This is a genomic window from Hymenobacter aerophilus DSM 13606 (assembly GCF_000382225.1).
In the GTDB taxonomy this organism is placed as follows: Bacteria; Bacteroidota; Bacteroidia; order Cytophagales; family Hymenobacteraceae; genus Hymenobacter; species Hymenobacter aerophilus.
The window spans coordinates 254316-279638 of the sequence record NZ_KB907800.1 but is presented as its reverse complement, the minus strand read 5'-3'; the positions used below and the strand labels follow the sequence as shown (position 1 = coordinate 279638).

The following is a 25323-nucleotide window of genomic DNA, read 5'->3' as shown; positions in this document are numbered from 1 at the left end:
CCGAATTACCGTTACTAAGTGAAAGTCCTGAAAGAGAAAAAGCCCGTCCGCACGCACGGCACGCTGGGGCCGCCCGCCGTGGCCGATACGCCGCTGATGAAGCAGTACCAGCAGCTCAAGCAAACCTACCCCGGCGCGGTGCTGCTGTTTCGGGTGGGCGACTTCTATGAAACCTTTGGCGAGGACGCCGTGACGGCCTCGCGCATCCTCGATATCACGCTCACCAAGCGCGGGGCCGGCACGCCCTCGGAAACCCCGCTGGCCGGCTTCCCCCACCACTCGCTCGATACCTATTTGCCCAAGCTGGTGCGGGCCGGCCAGCGCGTAGCCATCTGCGACCAGCTCGAAGACCCCAAGCAGGCCAAGGGCCTCGTCAAGCGCGGCGTTACGGAGCTGGTGACGCCCGGCGTGAGTTTGCACGACAACGTGCTGGAGCGCCGCAGCAACAACTACCTCTGCGCCGTGCATTTTGGCAAACAGGAAGCCGGCATCAGCTTTCTCGACATCAGTACCGGCGAATTCCTGGTGGCCCAGGGCACGGTGGAGTACCTGGGCAAGCTGCTCCAGAACTTCCAGCCGGCCGAGGTGCTGTTCTGCAAGAAAAGCCGGAGCGAGTTCGAGGGCCACTTCGGGCCCGACTACTGCCACAACGCGCTGGAAGAATGGGTGTTCGGCCACGACTACGGTTACGAGCAGCTCACGCGCCACTTCAACACCACCTCCCTCAAGGGCTTCGGCATTGAAGGACTGCGCGAGGGCATCACGGCCGCCGGCTGCATCCTCCACTACCTGGCCGAAACCAAGCACACCGACGTGGGCCACATCGGCAGCATCGGGCGGCTGGAGGAGGACAAGTACGTGTGGCTGGACCGCTTCACGGTGCGCAACCTGGAGCTGGTGCAGGCCCAGCACCCCGGCGGCGTGCCCTTGATTGACATTCTCGATCAGACCATTACCCCGATGGGCGCCCGGCTGCTGCGCAAATGGGTGGTGCTGCCCCTCAAGGAGCCCGCCCAGATTCAGCGCCGCCTCGATACGGTGGACGCCTTGCTGCAAACCCCCGAGCTACTGGAGAATTTGCAGCAGCACCTGCGCCAGATAAACGACTTGGAGCGGCTGATTTCCAAGGTGGCCGTGCGCCGCATCAACCCCCGCGAGCTGCTGCAACTCGCCCGCGCCCTCGAAGCCATCGGCCCCATCCGCGACGAGCTGGCCGCCTCGGGCGTAAAGGCCCTGCAAAAGCTGGCCGACCAGCTCAACCCCTGCGCCGCGCTGCGCGAGGAAATCCAGACGAAAATCCGGGAAGACGCGCCCATTCTCACCAACCAGGGCGGCGTGCTGCTCGATAACATTGATGCCGAGCTGGACGAGCTGCGCCGCATGGCCGGCTCGGGCAAGGACTACCTGTTCCAGCTCCAGCAGAAAGCCATCCAGGAAACCGACATTTCCTCGCTCAAAGTAGCCTACAACAAGGTGTTCGGCTACTACCTCGAAGTTACCAACGCCCACAAAGACAAGGTGCCGGCTACCTGGATTCGCAAGCAGACGCTGGTGAATGCCGAGCGTTACATTACCGAGGAGCTAAAGGTGTACGAGGAGAAAATCCTCAACGCCGAGGAGCGCCTGTTCATCATCGAGCAGCGCATCTACACTGAGCTGGTGCTAACGGCCGCCGAGTACGTGCCCCAGGTGCAGCAGAACGCCCGCGCCATCGGCGTAGCCGACTGTCTGGCCTCCTTCGCCGCCACCGCCCGCCAGCACCGCTACGTGAAGCCCATGGTGGACGATAGCACGACCCTCGACATCACCGCCGGCCGCCACCCGGTAATCGAGCGCCAGCTGCCTCCCGGCGAGCAGTACATCCCCAACGACCTGCGCCTCGACCAGGACGAGCAGCAAATCGTGGTGATAACCGGCCCCAACATGGCCGGCAAATCGGCCCTGCTGCGCCAAACAGCCCTGATTGTGCTGCTGGCCCAGATAGGCTCCTTCGTGCCCGCCGATGCGGCCCACGTGGGCGTCATCGATAAAATTTTCACCCGCGTCGGCGCTTCCGACAACCTGAGCAAGGGCGAAAGCACCTTCATGGTGGAGATGACCGAAACGGCCAGCATCCTCAATAATTTGTCGGATAGAAGTCTGGTGCTAATGGACGAAATCGGGCGCGGCACGAGCACCTACGACGGCATCAGCATCGCCTGGGCCATCGTAGAGCACCTGCACAACTCGCCGCGGGCGCGGGCCAAAACGCTGTTCGCCACCCACTACCACGAGCTCAACCAGCTAGCCGCCGACTGCCCCCGCGTGCGCAACTACCACGTGGCCGTGAAGGAAGCCGACAACCGCATCCTGTTTCTGCGCAAGCTGCGCGAGGGCGGCTCCGAGCACAGCTTCGGCATCCACGTGGCCCGCATGGCCGGCATGCCCACGGCCGTAGTGCTGCGGGCCAACGAAATCATGCACCACCTGGAGCAGGAGCGGGCCAACACCGGCCTGGAGCCCGACCAGCCCACCGAGTTCGACGACCTGCTGGTGGGCCTGGATGATAACGCCGACGCCGACGCAACCAGCGGCAAGGTAGTGCCCCTGAACAGCCGCGCCGAAACGCCCGAAGCCGTCCGGCCAGCCGGCCCGAAAGCCCAGCCGGCGGCCGCCGTGCACTCGGCCCCGCGCCCCAGCTTACAACTCAGCATGTTCGAGCCCGCCGACCCGGCCCTGGAACATCTGCGCGAACTGCTGACGCAGCTCGATGTGAACACCCTAACGCCGATTGAGGCCCTGCTGAAGCTTAATGAGCTGAAGCTGGCAGTAGGTGGCGGCAAGTAGCGCCCGGAACCGGCGGCCCGGCTCAGCTTCTGGCTGTTCGGGCCGCTGGGTCGGGGCTCGGTTGGGCTGTGGCCAGGCTCGGCGACGAAAAATTTTCTGGCTGACAATCAAAGCAAAAGCCTTTAAATGGACTTAATTAACCGGTTTTTTTACAGGCAGGGCTTGACTTCAGGATTTGCTGTACTACCTTTGTCACACCAAAACGCTCCAGGGCGTTTGAATCTCAAGCGAGAGTAGCTCAGCTGGTAGAGCGCGACCTTGCCAAGGTCGAGGTCGCGAGTTCGAACCTCGTCTCCCGCTCCAACACGAAAAACCTGCCCCATCCGGCAGGTTTTTTCGTTTCTTGCTGGTATGGCTAACACCCGCAAGTGTCTGAGTACCGATGCTGAGTTTCAACAGGCCGTAGCCGAGTGCCTCTCGGTGCGGCAGGTGCTCAGCCGCATCGGGCTGGTGCCGGCCGGCGGCAACTACAAAACGGTGCACGCCCGCGTGGCCCGGTTGGGGCTGGATACGAGCCACTGGACGGGGGCGGGCTGGAATACGGGGGCGCGGTTTCGGGCGTTTGGAACGCCTTTTTCCTGGGACGATATTCTGGTTGAAAACTCGACGTACGCCTCGACCTTTCGTTTGCGTAAGCGGTTGATTGAATATAGATTAAAAGAGCACAAGTGCTAAGGGTGCATGTTATCGGAGTGGGTAGGTGAGCCAATACCACTGGAGTTGCACCATATCAACGGTATAAACAACGACCACCGTTTGGAGAATTTGCAGTTACTTTGCCCAAATTGCCATGCGCTGACCGACAATTACCGCGGTAAGAATCAGAAGCGAAAAACAAGCTAACTGCTTGAGCCGGAGTGGTGAAACTGGTAGACACGCGACACTTAAACTGTCGTTTCCGCGAGGAAGTACGGGTTCGATTCCCGTCTCTGGTACTTTTGAAAAGCAGCCCCCGCCGCGTGGGGCTGCTTTTTTATTGGGGTGTTGCCCGGCTGAAATTGCAATGGTAGGGCGGCGTCAACCGGAGGCAAATTTCTACCTTTAAGCGCCTGACTTCCGCCCGTTGCCCCGCTCTTATATCCGCCCCTATGCTTTCTTCCGACGAATACCAGCAGAAAATAAAGCAGGCATTTGCTGAGATGAGCAAGGTAGTTGTGGGCCAGCAATACATGGTGAACCGGCTGCTGATTGGGCTGTTTACCGGCGGCCACGTACTGCTGGAGGGCGTGCCGGGACTGGCTAAAACACTTACGGTGAGTACGCTGGCCAAGGTGCTGCACCTGCACTTCCAGCGGGTGCAGTTCACGCCCGATTTGCTGCCTTCCGATCTGGTGGGCACCATGATTTACAACCAGAGCCGTTCGGAGTTTGAGGTGAAGCGCGGGCCGATTTTCGCCAACCTCGTGCTGGCCGACGAGGTGAACCGCTCGCCGGCTAAAGTGCAAAGCGCCCTGCTCGAAGCCATGCAGGAGAAGCAGGTGACCATCGGCGAAACCACGTACCCGCTCGATTTGCCGTTTCTGGTGCTGGCCACCCAGAACCCGGTGGAGCAGGAGGGCACCTACCCGCTGCCCGAGGCCCAGGTCGACCGCTTCATGCTGAAAGTGTACGTCGATTACCTTAAGAAAACCGACGAACTGGAAGTGATGCGCCGCATGGCTAACCTGAGCTACGTCGATGATGTGCAGGCGGTGCTTACCCGCGACGATATCTTCGGCATTCGGCAGCAAATCAACCAGGTACAGATTTCGGAAACCCTGGAGAAGTACATTATCGAGCTGGTGTTTGCCACCCGCAAGCCCGCCGAGTACGACTTGCCCGAGTTCCAGCAGTACCTGCAGTTTGGCGTGAGCCCCCGGGCTAGCATTGCCCTGCACCGCGCCGCCAAAGCCGTGGCCTTCTTGGATGAGCGCGACTACGTGCTGCCCGAAGACATCAAGGACGTGGCCGCCGATGTGCTCAACCACCGCATCCTGCTCAACTACGAAGCCGAAGCCGATGGCATCCGCACCCAGGACATGATTGAGGCCATTCTGCGCAAAGTGCCCATCAGTTAAGCAAGCAGGGACAAAAGGACGGGGGGCGCTGGTTTGTCTTTTATGCATAAGCCCTGTACCTGTCACCCAAACATCCGCCGCCAGGCCTGGGCAGCATCGGTGGGGCCAGGCAGAAAGGCGGTGGGACCCAGGCCGGTGGTACGGCGGAACTGCCAGATCAGAAAAGCCGTGGAGGCGGTATAAGAAAGCGTGGAAACCAGGGCGGCCCCGGCAGTATGCAGCCGCGGAATCAGCAGCAGGCCCCCGGTTACCGTAACCAGCAGCCCCACTACCGAAGCCGTATTGTTGAGGCGGTAGTGCGCCCGGCCGCTGAAGTAGCTGGTAATGAGCATCTGCACGGACATAATAACTACGCCTGGGGCCAACCACTGCATCACCGTTTGGGCCGGTCCGAATTCGCGGCCGAACACGGCCGTAAGCAGGGCCGGGGGCACCAGCACCAGCACCAGCACAGCCGCCGCGGTGCCCAGTACCGCCAGCCGCCCCACCCGCAACGCCGACTCGGGCAGCGGACCGTGGCCGGGCGTGTTCACCAAATCGACGTACTGCACCAGGGCCGCGCTGCGCGGAATCAGCCAGATGGCTTCCATGAGCGATACGCCCACCGACAGAATGCCCACGGCCCGCGCATCGGCGAAGTAGGCCACAAAGTAGTAGCCCAAACGGTAGTTGGCGAAGGCCAGAATGTTGGAAAAGTGCGCCCCCCGGCTGTGGCGGGCCAGTTCGCGGGTGGTGGCGCGCAGCCGTCGGCCCTGGCGGTGGCGGCTGTCAGGCAGGCCCAGCAGGGGGTGGAGGCTCAGCAGCCACGGCAGCCCGAAGGCCAGGTAGGCGGCGTAGTAGTACGTTTCTACGGCCACCCAGCGCCCGCCGGCCCCGAAAGCTGCCAGTAGCGTCCCGGCCAGCAGCGCCACCTGGGCCAGCGTGAGCAAGTTGTAGATGCCCTCGCGCCGACGGCCCAGCAGCAGGGCCGTGTTTATCGAGAAAAAGGCTTGCAGCAAGCTCAATAGCCCCAAATGAAGCAGATATAGCGGCTCGGGCTGCCGCAGCAAACCCACCAGGGCGGTGCCCAGCCCGCACACCAGCGCCGCCCAGCCGTAAGCCGGTAGCAGCAGGTGCCAGAGGTTGCGGCGCGGGGCCAGGTAAATCAGCGACGAGCCACCCAACAGTCCGATAAAGAGCAGAATAGCCGCGCAGTCGGTAACGAACAAACTCACCGCACCCCGGCCCGCCGCCCCCAGGTAGCGCGCCGTCAGCCATACTACTCCAAAGCTGAGCAGCGCCGTAGCCAAGCGGGTGCTGAAATTTTGTACGACGCGGCGCAGCATGTAGGCAGGAGACAAGCGAAACCAATGAAAACTAGTGCGAAAACGGTCGGTAGTCCAACAATATGCGCTACCCGCGACTCATCAAGCTGTACACCCGCCGGAAAGCCGCGCCCACGGCCGGGTAACTGAAGCGGGCCTGCGCCGTTTTGCGCATCTGGTGCTCGTTGAAACGGCCAATTGGGGCTTGCAGCACTTCCAGCAGAGCGGCGTAGAGAGCCTGCTCGTCGCCGGGCTCCACTAGCTGGCCGGCCGAACCGTCGGGCGGCAGCAGTTCGGGCACGCCGTTTACGCGGGTGGCCACGGCAGGCAGGCCGCTGGCCTGGGCTTCAATGAGCACGCAGGGCAGGTTTTCGTAATTGGAAAACAGCACGAACGCCTGGGCCCGCCGCATCTCAGTCGCTACTTCCTCCGACGTTAGCTTGCCCAGAAACTCCACTGTGCCATCGGCCAGCAAACCCAGCTCGGCGGCCAGCTGGTGCATCTGCGCCTCGGCCGGACCGTAGCCGGCAATGCGCAGCCGCAGATTCAGCTCGGGGTGGTCGGTGCGTAGCCGGGCCACGGTGCGCAGCGTGCCGCTCAGGTTTTTGGCCTGCTCGTTGAAAGCAGCCACGTTCAGCAGTCCCCGGCGCCGCCCGGCCTCGGTGGGCAGTCCGAACCGGTCAGTGTCGACTACGTTGGGAATGATAACGGTTTGCCGGGCCCGCCCGCCGAGCCGCTCCAGGGCCCGTTTTAGGTCGTCGGAAACGGGCGTGAAGACGGCGGCCCGGCTCACCAGCAGCCCGGCCAGCCGGCCGCGCCACCAGCTCAGGCGATGCGCATTCACCAGCAAAAAGGCTGTCCAGTTCTCGGTAATCAAGTACGGAATCCGGTAGCGCCATTTCAGCACCAACGCCAGCGCCGCAGTACGCAGCATAATGTGGGCGTGCACAATATCGGGCCGCCGGCCCTGCCAGTGTCGGCGTACGGCTCGCCAGCCGCGGATCATGCACACCAGCCACAGGCCCAGCTTCAGCAGCTTATCGAGCGGGGCGAGGCCCGTCAGGTGGGCGCGGTAGTAGTAGCGCCAGGTAGGTACCGGGCCGCGCAGGTCCACTTCGCTTTCAATGATGCCGGACAGCGGCCCCCGGGCCACGGCCGCAAACACCACTGCGCTCCGCAAAGGCTGTTCGGGCGTATCGGTGGCGGCAATGGCGGCTACGTGCCGGGCTACAAAGTCGCCGTCCTGGTCGTCGTAGCGGTGCGGGTACCACTTGGGCAGGTGCAGAACATGCAGGGCAGATGGAGAAGCAGCAGACACGAAGCAAAAGTACACCAAGCCGTGGCTGGAGCCTTTCCGTTTCGGTCTGAACCTAAAAAAAGCTGACTGCCTCAGGGCAGCCAGCTTTTTAAAATACGAAGAATAGAATAGCTGATTCTACAGCTGAAGATGACGGTTTGCAGCTCGTCATCAAGTAGTTAATAGTGCCCGGTCGCGAATAGGACGGAATAGTAGTCAGTAAATACAAGGCAACGGTAGTCGCATCAGCTTCCTACTTCACCACCACAAAGCGCACCGACTGGCTGGTTTCGCTCGTCGTGACGGTGGCCAGGTACACGCCCGCTTGCAGGCCGTCGGGCAGGCGCAGGGCCTGGTCGCCGGCGCTGAGTTTCCCGCTGGCCAGCACCGTGGCTATCGGGCGGCCGGTCAGGTCGAGCACCTGCACGGTAGCGGTGGCCGCGCGGCGCAGGCTGAAGCGTAACTCGGCCGGGCCGGTGCTGGGGTTGGGCACCACGGCCAGCTGCCGGAGCTGCCCGGAAGCCGACTTGGTAGCCGTCGTCACGCCGGGGGAGTTGTAGCAGGTAAGCTGGGGGTTGAAGTTGGTCCAGCCGGCGGCCCAGTTACCGGTGTTGGGCCCGGTGGCACCCTCCGGCGCGAAGGCCCCGCGGTAGCTCACCCTGTCGAAAAACGCGTCGGCTGCCTTGCCCGTGAACCCGGCCCCGGCGCCCAGCTTCGAGCTGGCTTTGGGTTGGAAGAAGGGGTTGGTCAGGTTGAAGTTTTCGGTGGCCAGATTCAGGTCGGCCACGCTGGAAATGAGGTCGTTGCCGTTGTCGGTCAGAAACTTCTTTGCATCAAATGTGCTGCCCGTTACCACGGTGGCCACTTTGCTGTCGGCGAAGCCGGCAAACACGTTGTGGCGCAGCTGCAGCGCGCCGCCGGCGGCGTTGCCCTCCGCGGCCGTGCCATCGAGCAGCAGCCCCACCGGGTAACCCGCCACCACCGAGTTGTAGATGCTCAGGGCCGAGTTGCGCCGCAGGTGCATGGCGCGCTTGTAGTTGTTGTTGAGCGTACCGGTAGCGGGCGCAATGAAGTTGCTGATGTTGGAGAAAACGGCCGCCGTCTGGGGCCCGTTGGCCGAGCCGTTGGCGTCGTTGTCCGACTCGAAGCCGTTGGAGCCCGACACGTCGGCCAGGTTGGGGTCGCGCAGCGAGAGGCCGAACTGCACCTTGCCCGCAAAGCCGTTGTCGGTGTCCCACTCGTCGTCGGTGCCGCGGAAGGCCACCAGGTACCTGGCGTTCACCGTGCCGCCGAACCACTCAAACGAATCGTCGCCGGAGTACGAAACCTGGATGTAGTCAATGGTCGTGCCCGCGCCCACGCCGGCCAGCGTCAGGCCGTTGATTTCGTTGTCGGTGGTGAAGGCAATGCCCGGAAACTCGATGCGCACATATTGCAGCGTGCCCGAGTTGTCGTTGGGGTCGGTGCCGCCGAAGTAGGTGTCGGGCGTCAGGCCGCCTTCCAGCTTGGGCAGCGGCTGGCCGGGGGCCGCCGGAATGTTCTGCGGGGCCCGGCCGGCCAGAATCAGCCCGCCCCAGTCGCCCCGGTCCCGCTCGCCGGGCGCCTGGTTCGAGGTGAACACGATGGGCCGGGCAGCCGTACCGCGGGCCTCAATTTTAGCGCCCTGCTTGATGGTAAGCGTGCCTTTCGACGCCTTATCGCCCTTGATGATGGTGCCCGGCTGAATGGTGAGCGTGGCGCCGCTTTCCACGAACACGAAACCCTTGAGCAGATACACCCGGTCGGCCGTCCAGGTGGTGTTGCTGGTAATCGAGCCCGACACCTCGACCGGGGCCGGGGCTACGGAGCAGCTCGTTTGGGCCCGTAGCGGGGTGAGGGCGCCGGTTACGGCGGCGGCGGCCAGGGCCAGCGAGAGTACGGTCTTTTTCATCGAAAAAAAGAAGAGGAGTGAGGTGGAAAGGAGTGGATTGAGTACCCAACAAAGGTCCGGCACCGGCCGCGCCGGGGCGTTAGCGGGCCGTTATCATTGGGTTACGCCAGCATTATCTTCTGTCAGAAAATGAGCTGCCAGCGAGTAGCGAGCAGCTAAAAGCGCGCTTCCTCAAAACTGGTAGGTCAGACCCACGGTGGAGTACTGGCCGCGGCGGAAGCGGGCAAACGCGCCGCCATCGGCCCCCGTGATTTTACCGTCGCGGTTCGAGTCGTAGTACTGGCGGGTGTACTGGTTGAGCGCGTCCTGAATGCCCACGCGTACGCTCAGGTGCCGGCCCACACTTTTGGTGGCGGCCAGGTCGATGACGTGGCGGGAGAGCTCGAAAATGCTGAAGTTCTGGGTGTTGCTGCTGGCAAACAGAATGCGCGGTCCGATGACGTTGTACTGCGCCGACACCTGCCAGCCCCGGGCGTCATCCTGGTAGAAAACGCCCGTGTTCACCACGTAGGGCGACTGGCCCTGCAACGCCCGCCGGTTGAGGTTGCCGGCCCCCTGCGCATCGTCGCTCAGCGTCACTTGGCTCTTGATTAGCGAGGCGTTCAGCACGAAGGCAAAGTGCTGCAGAAACCGGTTTTCGGTGAGGTCGGCCAGGCCTTTGCGGGCTTCCACCTCCACGCCCACATCGTAGGCGCTGCGGGCATTCACGAAGCCCAGCTCCAGGGCGCTGCCGGTCGTCGAGCCGGTTACCTGCTCGATGGCATCGGTGAACTTCTTGTAGAACACGCCCACCGACAGCAGCTCGGCCTTGGTGGGGTAGAACTCGTAGCGCAGGTCGGCGTTGTAGATTTTGGCCGTCTGCAGGTCGCGGTTGCCCTTTAGCAGGGCGTTGCTGTTGAAATCGTAGTAGGCGTAGCCGGCCACCTCCCGAAACTCGGGGCGGTTGAGCGTGACGCTGCCCGCCAGCCGCAGCAGGCTGCGCAGGCTAAAGTTGTAGGTGCTGTTGAGCGAGGGCAGCAGAAAGGTGCGCTGCTCCTCGTAGGGCGCGGCGCTGGCCAAACCCGAGCGCAAAAACTTGCGGTTGTACTCCAGCCGCACCCCGCCCGACACGCTGAACTTGTCCGACACCGGGGCCACGGCGCTCAGGTAGCCGGCCGCCAGCAGGTTGTCAGCGCGGTAGCTGTCCTCGTCGCCGGTGCCTTCGCGCAGCGTGAAACCCGTGTTGGGGCCGATGTTTTCGGGCGCAAAAATCGTCTCAATCGGCAGCTGCAGCAGCTCGTAGTTGAAGCGCGCCGGCCGGGCCGGCACGAACGAGAAAAAGCGGCTGGCGTAGCTGCGCTCCTTGTATTCGGTGTAGAAGCCGGCGCGCAGCTTGTACTGGCTTTCGCGGGTGGTATCCCGCCGGCCGCTCAGGCGCTGCTCCCACTGCCCGCTGCCCATGTAGGTGTCTTCGCGCAGCCGCGAGTAGTACGACGATACATCCTGCTGCGAGCCAATCTGGCTGATTTCCACCTGAAAAGGCGGGGCCGCGTCGCCGGGCGCCGGCACGTCGCGGCCGGTGCGGTAGCGGCGGTAGTCGGGCTCGTTGCGCAGCACGTAGTTGTAGCCCGTCTGCCAGGTCAGGGTGCTGGTTTTGGCCGCGCCCAGCTCGTGGGTGCCGGCCAGCTGGCCCGAGTAAATCGTGCGGCTCTGGTAGTGCAGCGCGTGGTTGTCGCGGGCCCGGCCGTCGCCGCCCTGGGCAAAATCGACGCCCGTGCGGTGGGTTACTTCGTCGGTGCCATACTGGTTGAGGAAGTTGCGCAGCTCCAGGCGGTGAGCGTCGCTCAGGCGCACCTGCCAGTTATGAATTACGCCCAGCCGGCTGGCGGTCTGGGCCTGCTCGTCGGTGTAGTCGTAAATGAAGTTGCCGGTGCCCGTTTCCAGCCGCTGCCGCTGCACCTGGTACTGCTGGCGCGTGTTCGAGTACGACACCGACGTGACGTTGCTCAGCTGCGCCCGGCCCAGGTCGTAGCGGCGCGTCAGGCCCAGCGAGGCCCGCAGGTCGGGTAAAGCCGTGCTCAGCCGGGGCTTCCAGCTGTTGTCGAGGGCGCGGGCGGCCTGCAGCAGCCGGGCGTCGGAGAGCGGCTGCTGGCTGTTGTAGGGTTCGGCGCCGATGACAGTGGGCATTTTCCGCTCACCGCCGTCGTAGCCGGCCCACTGGGTGCGGCTGCGCTGCGGGCTCTGCTGGTAGCCGCTGCCAAACGTGGTGCCCGCCCGGTGCCAGGCCGATACCGACAGGCTGGTGGTGTTTTCGAGCACCGCGTTTTTGGTGTACACTTTCACGGCGCCGCCGCCAAACTCGCCCGGCAGCTCCGGCGCGCCCGACTTGAAAATCAGCACCCGGTCAATCACCGACGAGGGCAGAATGTCAAACGAAAAGGAGCGCGTATCCACCTCCGACGAGGGCGTGAGGGCATCGTTGAGCAGCACCGTGTTGTAGCGCTCGGCCAGGCCCCGAATCACGATAAACGAGTTGTTCTGGATGGTGACGCCCGGAATGCGCTTCACCACCTCGGCCGCGTCGCGGTCCAGCGTCTTCACAATCTGGTCCGAGCTCATGCCGCTCACCACCACTTCCGATTTCTTCAAGTCCTGAAGCAGGGCCACCTCGGTGCCGGTCTGTTTCTGGCCTGTCACCACCACCTCGCCCAGCGCCTGGCTGCTTTCCTCCAGCGCGCCATTGAGGGTGGTCGTCTGCCCCGCGCGCAACACCGTGCCGAGGAAGGTGAGCGGCTTGTAGCCAATCGACTGCACACTGATGGTGTAGGTGCCGGGCGCGGCCGTGAGCTGGTAGGTGCCGTCGAGGCCCACGGGGGCGGCCTGGGTGGTGCCTGCTATGATGACGGTGGCCCCGATAGCGCCCTCGCCGGTTTTTTTATCCCGAATCGTTCCGCTCAGCGTGGCCTGCTGGGCCCGGGCCAGTGAGCTGGTAAGCAGCAGGATGAGCAGCAGGAAAAACAGCGTAAGTGTGCGTTGCATACGGGGCTTGAAAAGGGTTTGACAAAACTACCCTGGCCCTGTTATGCTAATATTGCGCGGCGGTTATGTTTGCGTTACCCTCGTCGCCCGCCCCGCATCTGCCCGCCGAAAGCGCTACTTTCGCGGCCTCCATCAGCCCTGCCCGCACCCATGCTCCAGTCCATGACCGGCTACGGAATCGCCACCCGCGAAACCGACCACTACGCCGCTACCGTCGAAATCAAGTCGCTTAACTCCAAGAGCTTTGACCTCACTCTGCGCCTGCCCCGCTTCCTGCAGGACAAGGAGCTGGAAATCCGCAACCTGCTGGCTAAAAGCCTGGTGCGTGGCAAGGTCAACCTCAACCTCGATTTCACCCGGCCCCGCGCCACGGCTGCGGGCGGCTCCATTGTAAATGAGGTGGCCCTGACGGCGGCCTGCCAGGAGCTGCAGGCCCTGAGCCTGCGCACCGGCCTGTCGTTCGACCAGGTAACAGCCGTGGCCCACGCCCTGCCCGGCTCCCTGCGCCTGCCCGCCGCCGACCCGGCCGCTGCCGCCGAGCCCCTGGAAACCGAAACCAGCTGGGACGAGCTGCTGCCGCTGCTGCACGAGGCGCTGGAGCGCCTGCACGAGTTCCGCCGGGCCGAGGGCCAGGCCCTGACCGCCGAAATTCTGGGCTACGTGGAGCGCATCAGCCAGCTGCTGGCCGAGGTGGAGCGCCACGACCCCAGCCGCGTGGCGCAGGTGCGCCAGCGCCTGCAAAGCCACCTGGCCGACATCTCAGCCAACGAGCATTTCAACAGCATCCGCTTCGAGCAGGAGATTCTGCACTATATCGAGAAGCTTGACATTGCCGAGGAAAAGGTGCGGTTGGGCAACCATTTGCGCTACTTCATCGAAACGGCCCACCTGCCCGAGCCCACCGGAAAGAAATTAGCGTTTATTTCGCAGGAAATTGGTCGCGAGATAAACACCATCGGGTCCAAAGCCAACGACTCGGCCATGCAACACCTGGTGGTGAGCATGAAGGAGGAACTGGAGAAAATTAAGGAGCAGATCAACAATATTCTCTAAAACCAAAACCAGAATAAGGCGGCCCGCGTAGGTGCCTAATATAACTTTAAGAACATTACTGTGCATAGGCTATTCTTGATATTGCATTGAATATTTTCAGGTGTACCGTTAAACTGCCAAAAAATAATTTTCACCGGTAAAACGGCCATTATGTTGTCAAAATCGACTTTATCGGCCATCTAGATTTCCCTTTCAGGCGTAGAAGGCAGTTGTTTTTCATCAAATGACTTGCGCTTCGGCTTTTTCCTTGTAAATTGTGTTATCCAAGCAGCCCGGCAACTGCCTTACCGCTGGATTTCCTCACTCTGCTTTCCACCTTTTTTCAGCCTACTACTATGAAAAAAGCCCTACTTACCTTACCTGTTCTCTGCCTGATGGTGCTGCTGATGGCGGCCCGTCCGTTCGCCGAAGTTGAGCTGATCAAAAAGCGCGTTCTGAGCGAGCGGGTGGAGATTCTCATCCCCAAAGGCTTCGAGGTGATGAGCGAGCAGCAGATGGATTTCAACTACGCCAAAGCGCAGAGCCGTCCGAGCGTCATCTACACCAACAACAAGGAAGTTAGCCTGGCCTTCTCCTACACCGACAACACGGCGGACCAGGACATGGTGGACATGTACCACGACAACTTCTATAAGATTTACGCCAAGCAGTACAAGGGCGCAACCTGGTTCAGCCACGGCGTGAAGGAAGTAAGCGGCCGCAAAGTGGGCTACCTCGAGCTGATGAAGCCGGAGCTAGGCCGCGAGTCGTACACCTTCATCTTCTTCACCGACGTGGAAGGCAAGCTGCTGATGTGCACCTTCACCTGCGCCGACCGCCAGAAGCCCGAGTGGGAAAACGTCGCCAAGCAGATCATGGGCTCGTTCAAGAGCAACAGCTAATCCAACGCCGCTACGTCAGCGACAATCTCAAAAGCAGTTCACCCGGAGTTTGCCTTGCTGGCAGATTCCGGGTGAACTGCTTTTAGGGAGAAGTGAGAGGTGAGATTTTAGAAGTGAGAAGTGAGAAAAGGAACGTCATTCAGAGCATGTGGCGCATCAAGCCAGGGACGAAGAATCTCGCGTGCTGATGTTGCAGCGACGGTTCAACGATTCACGCGAGATTCTTCGTCCCTGGCTTGATGCGCCACATGCTCTGAATGACGTTCTTCTCACTTCTCGCCTCTCATTTCCCCGAAGCCGCGCCGTTGAGAAAGTCGCGCAGGAGCCCGAATACGGCGCTGAAGGCGGTGAGGGGAAGGGTTTCGGGCCGGTCGAGGACATCGTGGTAGGCCGTGATGCCGCCGCGGGTGTAGAAGAACAGGGCCGGCACGCCGCGCTCCGAAAAGGGGAAGTGGTCGGAGTTGGCGGCCCGGCCGCGGGCGGCCAGCGACGGCACGTAGCCGCCCACCGCATTCAGGCGTTGCAGGCGGGCAAACTGGTTTTCAAACACCCGCCCGTTCACCACCGTCAGGCCCTCGCTGCCGGTTCCCAGCAGGTCGAGGTTAGTTAGCACCCGAATGGCGGGCAGCGGAATGAGCGGGTGCTCGACAAAGTAGCGCGAGCCGACCAGCCCGGCTTCTTCGGCCCCGAACGCCAGAAATGCCACCGAGTAGGCCGGGCGGTTTTCAGGCTGGGCGTAGTAGGCGGCCAGCTCCAGCAGCATCGCCACGCCGCTGGCGTTGTCGTTGGCGCCCGGAAAGTAGGTGTCGCGCCCCAGCCGGCCCAGGTGGTCGTAGTGGGCCGACACCACCACGAACGAGTCGGGGCGGGCGGTGCCGGGCAGGTAGCCGACCACGTTCTGAGTGCGGTAGGCGGGCTCCAGGCGGGCATCGAGGCGCAGGCGCACAGTGCGGGCGGAGGCGGGCCAGGCGGCGGCGCGCACTTCCAGCCGGGGGCGCGGGGCCTGCTCGCCGGCCACGCTGGCCGTGAGCTTGCCGGGCATCAGCGTGAGTTGGGCGGTGGCCGTGGCCAGGTGGGCCTGCACGGCGGGCGGCAGGTCGGCCAGCCGCTTGGCCTGCGCCTGGGTTAGCACCAGCACCGATTTGGCCAGCGGCGTAGCCAGCAGTTTCTGCCGGGCTTGGGACTGGGTGAAAACCAGCGAATCGAGTTGGTATACCGGGCCGTGTACGTTGCCGGGGCCCGAGTCGGGGGCGGCAATGAAATCGAGGCCGGGCTGTAGGGGCTGGTTGTCGGCGCGCAGTTCGGCGCGGCCGGGAAAGGTGTTGACGGGCAGCGTGAAAAACTGGTAGTATTCGGGGGCCAGGGGCTGCAGGCCCAGCGCGCGGAAGCGGCCCTGCAGGTAGGCCGCGGCCCGCTGCTCGCCGCCCTGTACGTAGCCGCGGCCGTGCAGCTCGGGGGCCGTCAGTTGGGTAATCGCCTGCCGGACCCGGGCCATATCCTGCGCCGCGGCCGGCGCAGTTGCGGCCAGTGCGCCCCCGAGCAGCAGCCCGAGTCGTGTCAGGCAACTCAAGGGAAAAGCGCGGGTGCGATTTGATAACAAGCTCATTGCCAGAAACGACGGTTAAACCACATGAAGGCGGTGCCGGCCGCCGCGCCCAGTGCGTCGCTGAGCAGGTCCGACCATTCGCCGTGGCGGCCCAGGGCCAGCAGCATCTGCAGCACTTCAACCAGCGCGCCTAAGCCCACGGCCAGCCCAAACACGCGGCTGAACGCTTGCCAGCGCAGGCCCGCCAACCAGCGCTGCCGCCGCGCCGAAAAGGTGGCCAGCACCGTGAGCACCCCGAACACGAAGGCATGAGCGGCCGTGTCGAAGGAGAGCAGTTGCCAGCGGGGCGTAACGGGCATGTCGGCGGCGGGCGTGAGGGTGCTCACCAAAATAAACGCCGCCCACGCCACCGGCAGGCCCACCAAAGGGCGCCGACGCGGCGGGGGCGGCGTTGCAGCGGGCAAAGCCAACGGCTAAAGCGGCGCTTAAGCGCCTACCAGCTCACCGTAGGTTTCCGACGTGAGCAGGCCCTCCAGCTCCGACGCATCGCTCATCGAGAGCTTGATAATCCAGCCGTCGCCGTAGGGGTCGGAGTTCACCAGCTCGGGGTTGCTGTCGAGCTTGTCGTTTACTTCGAGCACGGTGCCGCTGAGGGGGCTGAACAGGTCGGAAACCGTCTTTACGGCTTCTACGGTGCCAAATACGTCGTTCTGGGCAACGTCCTTGTCAACCGTGTCGATGTCGACGTACACGATGTCGCCGAGTTCTTTCTGGGCGTGGTCGGTGATGCCGATGTAGGCCACGTCGCCCTCAACGCGGACCCACTCGTGCTCTTTGGAATACTTCAGGGAGGCGGGCAGATTCATGGGGTGGTGCTTAGTGAATGGACTAAAAAACGGGGCGCGCCGCACCCCGCTTCAAAAGTACAGGTAATAGGTGAGATGGTGAAATGGTGAGGTGGTGAGTTTGATGTTCGGGGGGCCTGTCATCCTGAGCGCAGCGAAGGACCTATACGGAAGCTATAGTCTGATATCAGCTTCCGTATAGGTCCTTCGCTGCGCTCAGGATGACAGCACGTCAAACTCACCATTTCACCACCTCACCATCTCACCATCTCACCTATTGCGAGAGGCTGTAGCGGAGTTGAATTCCGGCTTCGGTGGAGGTGTTTTTGAAGGCGTTGCCGGTTTTGGGCGTGGTGATGTTCTGGGTGAAGAAGAACTGCAGGTTCAGGCGCTGGTTGAGCACGTAATCGACGGTGGGGCGCAGCTGCACCTGGCGGGTGCCGGCCGTTACCTGGCTGGAGGCCCGGCCGATGCTGGGCTGCCCGCCGGTTTTAACGGCTTCGATGGGGTCTACCACGTCGAGAATGGTGCGCTGGATGGCGTAGTTCTCGCTGATGCTCAGGTCGAGGCGGGCGTTGAGCTCGTTGCGCAGCACCCGCTGCTCACCCCCGATTTTGAAGGGCAGCCGGAACTTGTTGGTGGCGAAGCCGGCTCCAATCACGATGTCGTTGCGGCGCAGCTCCGTTACCTGGGCCACCGTCGAATTCAGGCCGATGGTGCGGTCGACGCGGTACTCCAGGCGCCCGGTGAGGCGGCCGGTGGTCTGGAAATCAACCCCGATAAGCGGGGCCAGCCGGTCGGCAATGGTTACCTGCCCGAGAATGTAGTAAGGCACGAACCGGCCGGCCTGGTTGAGCACCGTCGAAAGGTCGTCGGGCTCCTTCAGGTAATCGACCGTGGTGCTGTAGCCGGCAATGTTGTAGCTGGAGCTGTACACGTGGTTGAGGCGGAACGAGCGGAAGTAGCGCTGCACGAAGGGCAGCTCGGAGAGGCCGTTGTAGCTGATGTTCCAGTTGGGCAGCGGCAGCTGGGCGAAGGGCTTGAACTTCTTGGCCGTGTAGCCATCCGACGATTTGCCTTTGTAGGCGTCGAGGAAGGCGGGCAGCAGCACATCCTGCGAGTTGTAGCCGTAGGTGCCATCCGGGATCCGCTTGGCCGCTTCCAGCCGCTGCTGCACTACCTCGCGGTTCTGCACGAAGCGCTGAAAAGCCTTCGACACCGTGCCCTTGCCGCTTAGGTCGCCGAATACCGTCTGGATGGCGATGAATGAGGTGCTGAACGTGCCGTTGCCCAGCGGATTGCTCTGGCGGGGCGTGGGGTTGCTCGGGTCGGCCACGAAATCATCATTCACCAAACGGCGGTAGAACACCTGGCGGCTGCGCACGAGGTTGCGGCGGGCATCGAGCTGGATGTTGAAGTCGCGGATGGGCTCCAGGGTGGTGCGCAGCGTGAGGGCCTCGGTGAGCAGGGAGCTGAGCGGGGCATTCAGGTACTGGCTCTGGTCGGTGTACCAGCCGTTGTTGTAAGCCTTGCCAAACAGCGCGTCGAGGTCCTGCTGACGGCCCAGAATGAAGGGCAGGCCGGGCGCATCGAAGCCGTTATCAAACCCGAAGAAGCGCGTGCGGGGCAGGTAGCCAGGCAGCAGCGTGCCGTTGGAACGCACGTAGGTGAAGTTGAGCGAGCGGGCCGTCATCAAGGAGCGCAGCACCGCCTTCAGCGCCCGCAGCTCGGGGCCTTTGGCCGAGTCGGCCGTGGCTGTTTCGGGGCCCGTACTGGGGGCTGCGGCTACGCCACCCTTGGCCGTTTTGGGGTCGGTGGGCTGCTGGCCGGGCGGCGGGGCGTTGTTGATGATGTTGAGGAAGCGCACCTTGTTGTAGAGCTTCACCAAATCAATCTTGCCGTTGGCACTCAGCTCGCCGTTGTTTTCAATGGTGTTGCCCAAATTCAGCGGCACGGTGGTCGTATCGGTCGGGTTGCCGGGGTTGAAGGGGCGCCGAAGGGCCGTGGAGGCCGCCTGCCAGCTGTAGGTAGCCGCGTAGCGGGCATCGGCCGACAGCCAGTCGGTGAGCGGGAACTTGTCGAGTGGCAGGCGGTAGGTGAGGGCGACGGTCTGGTTGAAGTTGGTGGTGCGGCCGCCGCGCAGCAGGTTGTCGCGGATTTGCTGACGGTTGTCGCGGGCAATCTGCGATTCGCCGATGGTGCGGCCGGGGCCCTCATCCACCACGGCCCGGTTGGTGGCCGTGTAGTCGAAGGCCAGCGCCTTGGTCAGGTCCCAGCGCAAATCGTAGATGCGGCTGAAGTAGAAAATCTTCTGGAACACGGGCGGGATGCCGGTGGTTACCGGCACCTGACCGGGCTCCAAAGTCCGCTGCAAAAACCGCTCGTTGTAGCGCCGGTCGAGGTCGGCCCTAAACGAGAAGCGCGAGGGCAGGGGCGTGAAGTTGACTTCCTTGAACAAGGCCAGATAAGGCGAGTCGAAGGCTTTCACCTTGGCCAGCGGCGTGTAGTTGCGCGGGTTGGCCTGGTACACGTAGGCCAGCGCACCGGTGTAGGTGCGGGTATAGTCGCGGTCGGTGCGAATATCAGTGTGCTTGCGCTCGGTCAGCGAGTAGCTCAGGGCCAGGTTTTCCACGTCCCAGGGCTGCACCTTTTTCTCGGGGTTGGTGCGCTCCTTGCGCACGTTCAGCAGCGAAATGCTGCGCTGGCTGGTCTGGTCGATAACCTCGCGGCGGTAAGCGGCGCGCTCGTCGGCGTCCTCAAACTTCTCCAGGCTCTGCTCCAGGCGGGTGTCGGGGTCGAGCGGGTCGTACTTGGGCGAGCGGCTCTCGATGCCGGCCTGCAGCAGCACCGGCACGCGCAGGCCCAGCTTCTCCGGGAAAAACTTGTCGGCCGCCACGGTGGCGTTCACATCACCGCGCAGAATATTGTCGATGGAGCGTTGCTGGGGCCGGTCCTGCAGGCCGCCGAAACCGGTGGTCACGTAGCTGCCGGTGGCCGTGATGTTGGCAATGTCGGCCAGCTTGGTGTTGAAGCGGGCGGTGGCAGCCCAGCCGCTCTCGCTCTCAAACTCGGCCACCCGCAGCTCGTCGGCCCACAGCGTGAGCGAGAGGTTGGCGCCGTCGTCGCCGGGGTTCAGCACGCCAATCATAGCGCCCTGCACCGACGACAAATCGGGGTTGCCGACGACCGTAATGGTGGCGCCATTGGGCAGCTGCACCACGTAGGGCGTGTTGTAGTTGACGCCGGCCTTGTTGCGGGCCGATTTGGCATCCACAAACGCCTGCAACGACATATCGATGCGGTTGGCTTCGGGCCACACCTGCTCGACGGTGTAGGCCGTGCCCGTGGCGCCGGGCTGGGGCGTCAGCTCCAGCGGCAGCGAGTACTCGTAGTAGTTCTGGGTGTAGTCGGTGCCCAGGCGCACGAAGCCGCGGGCCTGGCCGTCGCGCAGGTTGCGGTCCTGGGTTTCGGCGTGCAGAAACAGCTTCAGGCGCTTGTAGCGCAGCATGTTTACCGTGAGGTTTTTGTAGGCGGCCTTGGCGAAACCGTCGCGCAGGCCGCCCACTACCAGGCGCAGGCTCTGCTCGTTCTGCAGGCGGCTGGTGGTGCTGGAGCCGTACTCCCGGTCGCGCCGGATGTTGGGCGGCAGCAGGTACGGAATCGAGCCGGCCCCGGCCTGCTCCACGCGGCCGTTTTCCTCAATGCTCACCGTCGAGATGCTGAACTCGTCGGCGTCGGTGTCGGGGTTGAGAATGCCGCCGGGCTCGGCAATTTTGGTGAGGTAGCGGCGCCACTGGTTGGCCACAAACTGGGGTTGCACCAGGCGCAGCACCACCGGCTGCTCCCAGCCCGTGAGGTACACGCGCAGAAACCGGATCGACTTAAAGCCGAACTCCTGGCCGCCGGGCGTGCCCACGGCCCGGTCGTACTGCCGGATGGGAATGCGAAACTGATACCACGTAACGGGCTCGTTGTTGGTGTCGTCGTTGGTATTCGTGACTTTATCAACGATGTAGTTCTGGCCTACTTCGAGCTTGCCGGGCCGCAGGCGCATGCGGTACTCGTAGTAGCGCTCAATCTCCGAAATCACGTTGTCGCGGTTCAGGTCCTCCTTGTCGGGGTAGGCCGTCGAGCTCAGGCGGCTGCCCTCGGGCGAGTTGCCCTCCATGCCGTTGTAGTCCTTGTAGCGGGCCAGCACTTTGGCGTTGGCCTGGTCGTAGCTGGGGTCGAGGTGGTGGCGGAAATTGTCGCCGGCCGGGTCGGGCACGCCGGTGTAGTTGGGGTCGATGGCCTGCTCGGCCACGTCGGCTATGCCGTCGAGGCCCACGTCCTGCAGGGCGCGGGCGCCGGCGGCCGGGTTGAAGGCGTCGGTGAGGAAGGGCTGGCGCGAGGCCCGGCCCCAGGGCGTGGGCACGGCGTCGGGGCTGTTGGGGTCGCCATCCACCGGAATGCCGTTCTCAAACTCGTACTGGTTGTTGTCGGCCAGCACGTCTTCCGATACCGAGCCCAGGTTCACGAACAGGTCGCCGCCGCTGGTATTGTGGGTGTTGTGGCCGTCGTTGTCGGTGATGAGGCCGTTGTCGCCGGGCAGGAAGGGGTCCATGAGCCAGAACTCCAGGTACTCCACGTTGGCGTTGTCGAAGTCGGTATCGAAGGAAATTTCGCGCGAAATGGCCGCGTGCCGGTCCGCGTTGGCCTGTTCCGTCTTATCGGCGAAGAAGGTCGGCCGGGCGCGGTCGAAGTTGGGTGTGTAGTTGTACTGGCCGCGCTGGTCGGGGAAGTAGGCCAGGTCGAAGGTCGTCTCGAACGAGTTGCCGGTGGCGCCCAGGTTGCGGTTCGGAAACACCTCGTCGCGCTTGATGCCGCGCACGTAGTGGTTTTTCAGGTCGGCCGCCCCAATGTTGCCGGGCTTGCTCTGGCCGTTGGTGTAGTAGGTCTGGTCGATGGTGTACCAGGCCAGCTTGGCGCGGCTGTATGCCGTTTCGAGGCCGTTATTCACGCCGTTGCGCAGCGGCTGCGGCGTGGAGCCCAGCCGCCAGGCCACCGCGGCGTTCAGCCCGCCCAGCGTGTAGGGCGTGCGCGCATTCTCGAAATCGTCGAGGTACGACACGCCGTTTTCGCCCCCGCTGTTCTTGTTGCCGAGCTTGCTCTGGCTGGGCAGCAGCTGGGCAAACTCGCCGCTGAACGAGACGGTCGAAATTTCCTTGGTCGAGATAAACGGCAGCGCGTTGAGGTAGCGCGTGAGGGCCCGCGACTCGCGCCGCATGTTCATGTCGAAGCCGTAGATGGTGTTATTGCCCGGCTCGTCGCCGATATTCACGCGGTTGATGCCGGGGGCCTGGTTTTCGCGCAGGTGCAGCACCGTGGCCCCGAAGTACATATCCGACGACACCCGGTAATCGAACCGGGCGCCCAGCAGCTTGCGGGGCTGCACCTGCACCAGCGCGTTTTTCTCGAACTCCACCCGCAGCTCGTTGGCCGAATTGAGGTAAGCCGGGTTCAGGATTTTGACCTTGGCCTGGTCGTAGAACACCTGGTAATCGGTGCCCTCGGTGAGCAGCGTCGAGCCCGAGCGCACCCGCACCGAGCCCTCGGCCACGCCAATGCCGGGCAGGTTAATCTCGTCGGTGCTGGTGGCCTGGTAGCGGCCGCGCAGATAGAACTTGTCCTTTTCCTGGCGCTGCTGGGCGTCGCTCTGCACCTGGTTGTACAGCTCGCGGTAGGCGTACTTGCGGGCCAGCTGCAGCTCCGTGGGCGAGGCCACGGTGTCGAACCTGCCGGCCAAATAGCTGCCAAACGGCTCGATTTCGGGGAAGATGATGCGCCCCAACTCGGTATCGACGGTGATGCCGGGGAAGAAGTCGAAGTTGCCGTCGGGGTTCCGGTCGTTGTTGGGGTTTACGTTGTCGAGGTTGAAGACCTCAATCAGCGGCTTGTTGGCAATGTTCTGGCCCTCTTTCAGCGAAATCAAATCCACGCCCGTCGCGTCGTCCTTGTACACAATCTGCAGCTCGAACCGGTCGCGGCTGAGCTGCTGCGCGTTCAGGGGATAGATGTTTTTCATCATCAAATCCCAGGTCGGCAGGTTGCGCGTGAGCAGGTTTTCGTTCAGCGGGTTCTGCGTGGGGTCGGCCAAACCCACGGCGGGGTTGGTGGCCTTGAGCATCTTCAGGAAAATCACCTGGTCGGTGCCCACCTGCGAGTAGTCGTTCTGAATCTCGCCAACGGTGTAGGTTTTGCCGTTGTAAATGTACTGGTACGACACACCCAGCACCTGCTCGGGCAGCAGCTGGGTATTCAGCGAGAGGTAGCCCAGTTGGGCGTTGTAAGTGTACTCGCGCGGGTCGAGCTTGCGGGCCCGCACGTGCTCAAAGTCGGTGTTCTTGGCCAGCCCGAGGCTAAGCAGGTTGTCGTCGATGGCCAGCTCCTGCCGGAAGTTGGGCAGGGCCCGGATCTGGCTCAACTCGGAGTTGGCCGCGTTATCGGCCAGGGCGTTGGGGTTGGCGCCGTTTAGAAACTGCTGGCGGTACACGCGCCGGGGCTCGGCCACGTCCATGAGCGTTACCACATTGCGCAGGTTGTCGCTCTGGCGGTTGTCGTTGGTCACCCACACTTCGAGGTAGGTGATGTTGATGCCGCTCTGGATGGTGGGCAGGTTGCGCAGCGAGTTGTCGTACCGCTCCCGAAACGCCTGGCTCAGGAAGTAGTGGCGGTCCTTTTCGTACTGGCTGGCCTTGATTTCAAACGGCCGGCTCTGGCCCCCGTTCTGGATGCGCACCTCGTCGGCCTGGCCGCGCAGGGTGCTGGCAATGGTGGTGATGCCGAGGCGGCCGAACTGCAGCTGGGCCTTCACGCCAAACAGGTTCTGGCCCCCGGTAATAAGCGAGTTGTTGAGCGGCAGACTCACGTTGCCCAGCTCCACCTTGCGGATAATATCGGTGTCGAAGCCCGTGTAGTCGAGCTTCATGTTGTTTTCGAAGTCGAAGGCGGCCTTGGTGTCGTAGTTGAAGGTCAGGCGCAGCTTCTGCCCAATCTGCCCGCTCAGATTGAGGTTCATGTTCTGGTCGAACTGAAAGTCGCCGGTTTTGCGCTGGCGCAGCGTCAGGGTGGGGTTTTCGTTGCGGTTGCCGCGGTAGCCCATGCGCAGCGTCACGGCGCCCTGGGGCCGGATATCCACGTAGCTGCCCCCGAAAATGCGGTCGGCCATGGGGCCGAGGTAGATTTTGGGAATCAGGCGGCGGTTGTCGGGCTGGTTGGGGTCGCCGGCCACGCCGCCGCTGCCGCCCGACCGCTCGCGAAAGTAGTCGCGCACGGCTTTCTGCTGCTGCCAGCGCGAGTACTCCTCGAACGTCATCCGGCTGGGGTCGCGGAAATTCAGGTCGGAGCCGATGCCCTCGCGGATGTCGAAGTTCTTGAGGCTGTCGTCGGGCTGCACCTGCAGCTGCACGTTGTCGGGCAGGGGCAGGACCAGCGGCGAGCGGCGGCGCTGGTTGGAAAAGCGCGAGCCGCGGCGGTCGGCGGGCGCCACGCGGGGCCGGGTGCCGGGCTGGTAGCGGGTGGTATCGATGCGGGGCGTGTCGGCGGCGGCCAGGGCAAAACCCCACTTGCCGTCCGGCCGTAAACCAGCCGGCAGCCAGTCGGCCCACAGCTGGCCGAGCGCAAACGGGGCCACCGCGCCATCGGCCAACGGCGAGGCTTCCGACCACCAGGCCACCAAGGAAACCAGAAGCACGAAGGCGCTGGCGGAGAACTTCTTACCAGTAGTCAAGCGTCGATATACTAGGTATTAGGGCTTAGGAACTTAGGTGTTAGGGCATAGGTGGCAGGCCGTTGAGGCAGAAACATCAGCCCTGAACTGATAGCAGTAACTACGCCCTAACACCTAAGTCCCTAAGCCCTAATTAGACTTCAGAGCGAATTTAATCAATTCCTCCACCGTCAGGTCGTTGCCGTGCTTGCGCTGAATCTGGTCGAGTGATTTCTCGGCCGCCGCCCGCGCGAAGCCCAGCGTTACTAAAGCGGCTAACGCCTCGGCGCGGCTGGTATTGTGCGCCTTGGCCAGCGGCACGGTATCAATGCCGGCCTTGGCCAGCAGCTCGTCTTTGCGCAGCTTGTCTTTCAGCTCCAGAATCACGCGCTGGGCCGTTTTGGGCCCCACGCCCTTGATGCTCTGGATGGCGCGCACATCCTCGCTCACAATGGCCTGCCGGATTTCGCCCACCGACATCGACGACACCATCACGATGCCCGTGCCCGGCCCAATGCCCGACACCGAAATCAGCTGCATAAACAGCGCCTTCTCGTTGGGGTCGAGGAAGCCGTAGAGCGCCTGCCCGTCTTCCTTGATGTGCTGGTAAGTGTAGAGCTTGATTTTCTCCTCCTCGGCCGGCAGCTTGGCATAAGTGGCCAGCGAAATGCGGATTTCGTAGCCTAGCCCACCCACGTCGAGAATGGCCTGGGCGGGGTCTTTGTAGGCGAGCTTGCCGTCAACGTAAGCAATCATGCGGGAGCAGAAGAGAAGTAGAAACGGGTGGAAACGGCCGAACGCGACGGTAGCCGCTTTGGT

At 63.0% G+C, this 25323-nt stretch carries 15 protein-coding genes and 2 tRNA genes; 8 read left to right on the top strand and 9 right to left on the bottom strand.

What is annotated here, in order from left to right:
• The first annotated feature begins 96 nt into the window (after positions 1-96).
• From mutS to H145_RS0101270, 6 genes are all read left to right on the top strand, one after another.
• Positions 97-2826, top strand: coding sequence for a DNA mismatch repair protein MutS (gene mutS / locus H145_RS0101290; protein WP_026351178.1), 2730 nt, complete (start codon positions 97-99; stop codon positions 2824-2826).
• A gap of 227 nt (positions 2827-3053) precedes the next feature.
• Positions 3054-3129 (top strand) — tRNA-Gly (locus H145_RS0101285).
• A 48-nt stretch (positions 3130-3177) separates the two neighbouring features.
• Entirely contained in the window at positions 3178-3501 is a 324-nt protein-coding gene (locus H145_RS22350; RefSeq protein WP_019946322.1) for a hypothetical protein, read from the top strand.
• Between the two features lie 6 nt (positions 3502-3507).
• Positions 3508-3669, top strand: a complete 162-nt coding sequence (locus H145_RS24990; protein WP_083937631.1) for an HNH endonuclease — start codon at positions 3508-3510, stop codon at positions 3667-3669.
• An 8-nt stretch (positions 3670-3677) separates the two neighbouring features.
• A tRNA-Leu gene (locus H145_RS0101275) sits at positions 3678-3761 on the top strand.
• 153 nt (positions 3762-3914) lie between these two features.
• A complete protein-coding gene (locus H145_RS0101270; protein ID WP_019946321.1) occupies positions 3915-4883 on the top strand; it encodes an AAA family ATPase in 969 nt (322 codons plus the stop codon).
• Between the two features lie 62 nt (positions 4884-4945).
• On the opposite strand, the gene H145_RS0101265 is transcribed toward H145_RS0101270, so the two are convergent.
• The 4 genes from H145_RS0101265 to H145_RS0101250 all read right to left on the bottom strand — a co-directional run bounded on the left by H145_RS0101265 (position 4946) and on the right by H145_RS0101250 (position 12432).
• Positions 4946-6223, bottom strand: coding sequence for a lipopolysaccharide biosynthesis protein (locus H145_RS0101265; RefSeq protein WP_157540950.1), 1278 nt, complete (start codon positions 6221-6223; stop codon positions 4946-4948).
• A gap of 52 nt (positions 6224-6275) precedes the next feature.
• Positions 6276-7505 carry a glycosyltransferase gene (locus H145_RS0101260; protein ID WP_026351177.1) on the bottom strand — a complete coding sequence of 410 codons (1230 nt, stop codon included), beginning with the start codon at positions 7503-7505 and terminating at the stop codon, positions 6276-6278.
• 232 nt (positions 7506-7737) lie between these two features.
• Positions 7738-9414, bottom strand: coding sequence for a T9SS type A sorting domain-containing protein (locus H145_RS0101255; protein ID WP_019946318.1), 1677 nt, complete (start codon positions 9412-9414; stop codon positions 7738-7740).
• Positions 9415-9585: 171 nt separating this feature from the next.
• Positions 9586-12432 carry a TonB-dependent receptor gene (locus tag H145_RS0101250; protein WP_019946317.1) on the bottom strand — a complete coding sequence of 949 codons (2847 nt, stop codon included), beginning with the start codon at positions 12430-12432 and terminating at the stop codon, positions 9586-9588.
• 150 nt (positions 12433-12582) lie between these two features.
• Between H145_RS0101250 and H145_RS0101245 the strand changes: the two genes are divergently transcribed.
• Positions 12583-13485 (top strand): YicC/YloC family endoribonuclease, encoded by a 903-nt coding sequence (locus H145_RS0101245; RefSeq protein ID WP_019946316.1) that lies wholly within the window; start codon positions 12583-12585, stop codon positions 13483-13485.
• Between the two features lie 335 nt (positions 13486-13820).
• Positions 13821-14366, top strand: coding sequence for a hypothetical protein (locus tag H145_RS0101240; RefSeq protein WP_157540946.1), 546 nt, complete (start codon positions 13821-13823; stop codon positions 14364-14366).
• A gap of 283 nt (positions 14367-14649) precedes the next feature.
• On the opposite strand, the gene H145_RS19430 is transcribed toward H145_RS0101240, so the two are convergent.
• The 5 genes from H145_RS19430 to ruvA form a co-directional block, all read right to left on the bottom strand.
• Complete coding sequence (locus H145_RS19430; RefSeq protein WP_169513145.1) at positions 14650-15936, bottom strand: M28 family metallopeptidase; 1287 nt, start codon at positions 15934-15936, stop codon at positions 14650-14652.
• Between the two features lie 32 nt (positions 15937-15968).
• The gene (locus tag H145_RS19425) at positions 15969-16376 is read right to left on the bottom strand and encodes a VanZ family protein (protein ID WP_157540939.1); all 408 of its coding nucleotides are present in this window, start codon (positions 16374-16376) and stop codon (positions 15969-15971) included.
• Positions 16377-16397: 21 nt separating this feature from the next.
• Positions 16398-16778: a glycine cleavage system protein GcvH gene (gene gcvH / locus H145_RS0101225; RefSeq protein ID WP_019946312.1), complete on the bottom strand. Its 381-nt coding sequence runs from the start codon at positions 16776-16778 to the stop codon at positions 16398-16400.
• 253 nt (positions 16779-17031) lie between these two features.
• Positions 17032-24489: a T9SS outer membrane translocon Sov/SprA gene (gene sov, locus H145_RS0101220; RefSeq protein WP_205619286.1), complete on the bottom strand. Its 7458-nt coding sequence runs from the start codon at positions 24487-24489 to the stop codon at positions 17032-17034.
• A 165-nt stretch (positions 24490-24654) separates the two neighbouring features.
• Entirely contained in the window at positions 24655-25260 is a 606-nt protein-coding gene (ruvA, locus tag H145_RS0101215) for a Holliday junction branch migration protein RuvA (protein WP_019946310.1), read from the bottom strand.
• Positions 25261-25323: the final 63 nt, after the last annotated feature.

Coding starts and splice junctions, on each gene's coding strand:
- ruvA (WP_019946310.1), bottom strand. CDS start 25,260: ATGATTGCTTACGTTGACGGCAAGCTCGCCTACAAAGACCCCGCCCAG.
- H145_RS0101240 (WP_157540946.1), top strand. CDS start 13,821: ATGAAAAAAGCCCTACTTACCTTACCTGTTCTCTGCCTGATGGTGCTG.
- gcvH (WP_019946312.1), bottom strand. CDS start 16,778: ATGAATCTGCCCGCCTCCCTGAAGTATTCCAAAGAGCACGAGTGGGTC.
- H145_RS22350 (WP_019946322.1), top strand. CDS start 3,178: ATGGCTAACACCCGCAAGTGTCTGAGTACCGATGCTGAGTTTCAACAG.
- H145_RS0101255 (WP_019946318.1), bottom strand. CDS start 9,414: ATGAAAAAGACCGTACTCTCGCTGGCCCTGGCCGCCGCCGCCGTAACC.
- H145_RS0101270 (WP_019946321.1), top strand. CDS start 3,915: ATGCTTTCTTCCGACGAATACCAGCAGAAAATAAAGCAGGCATTTGCT.
- mutS (WP_026351178.1), top strand. CDS start 97: ATGAAGCAGTACCAGCAGCTCAAGCAAACCTACCCCGGCGCGGTGCTG.
- H145_RS0101250 (WP_019946317.1), bottom strand. CDS start 12,432: ATGCAACGCACACTTACGCTGTTTTTCCTGCTGCTCATCCTGCTGCTT.
- H145_RS24990 (WP_083937631.1), top strand. CDS start 3,508: ATGTTATCGGAGTGGGTAGGTGAGCCAATACCACTGGAGTTGCACCAT.
- H145_RS0101245 (WP_019946316.1), top strand. CDS start 12,583: ATGCTCCAGTCCATGACCGGCTACGGAATCGCCACCCGCGAAACCGAC.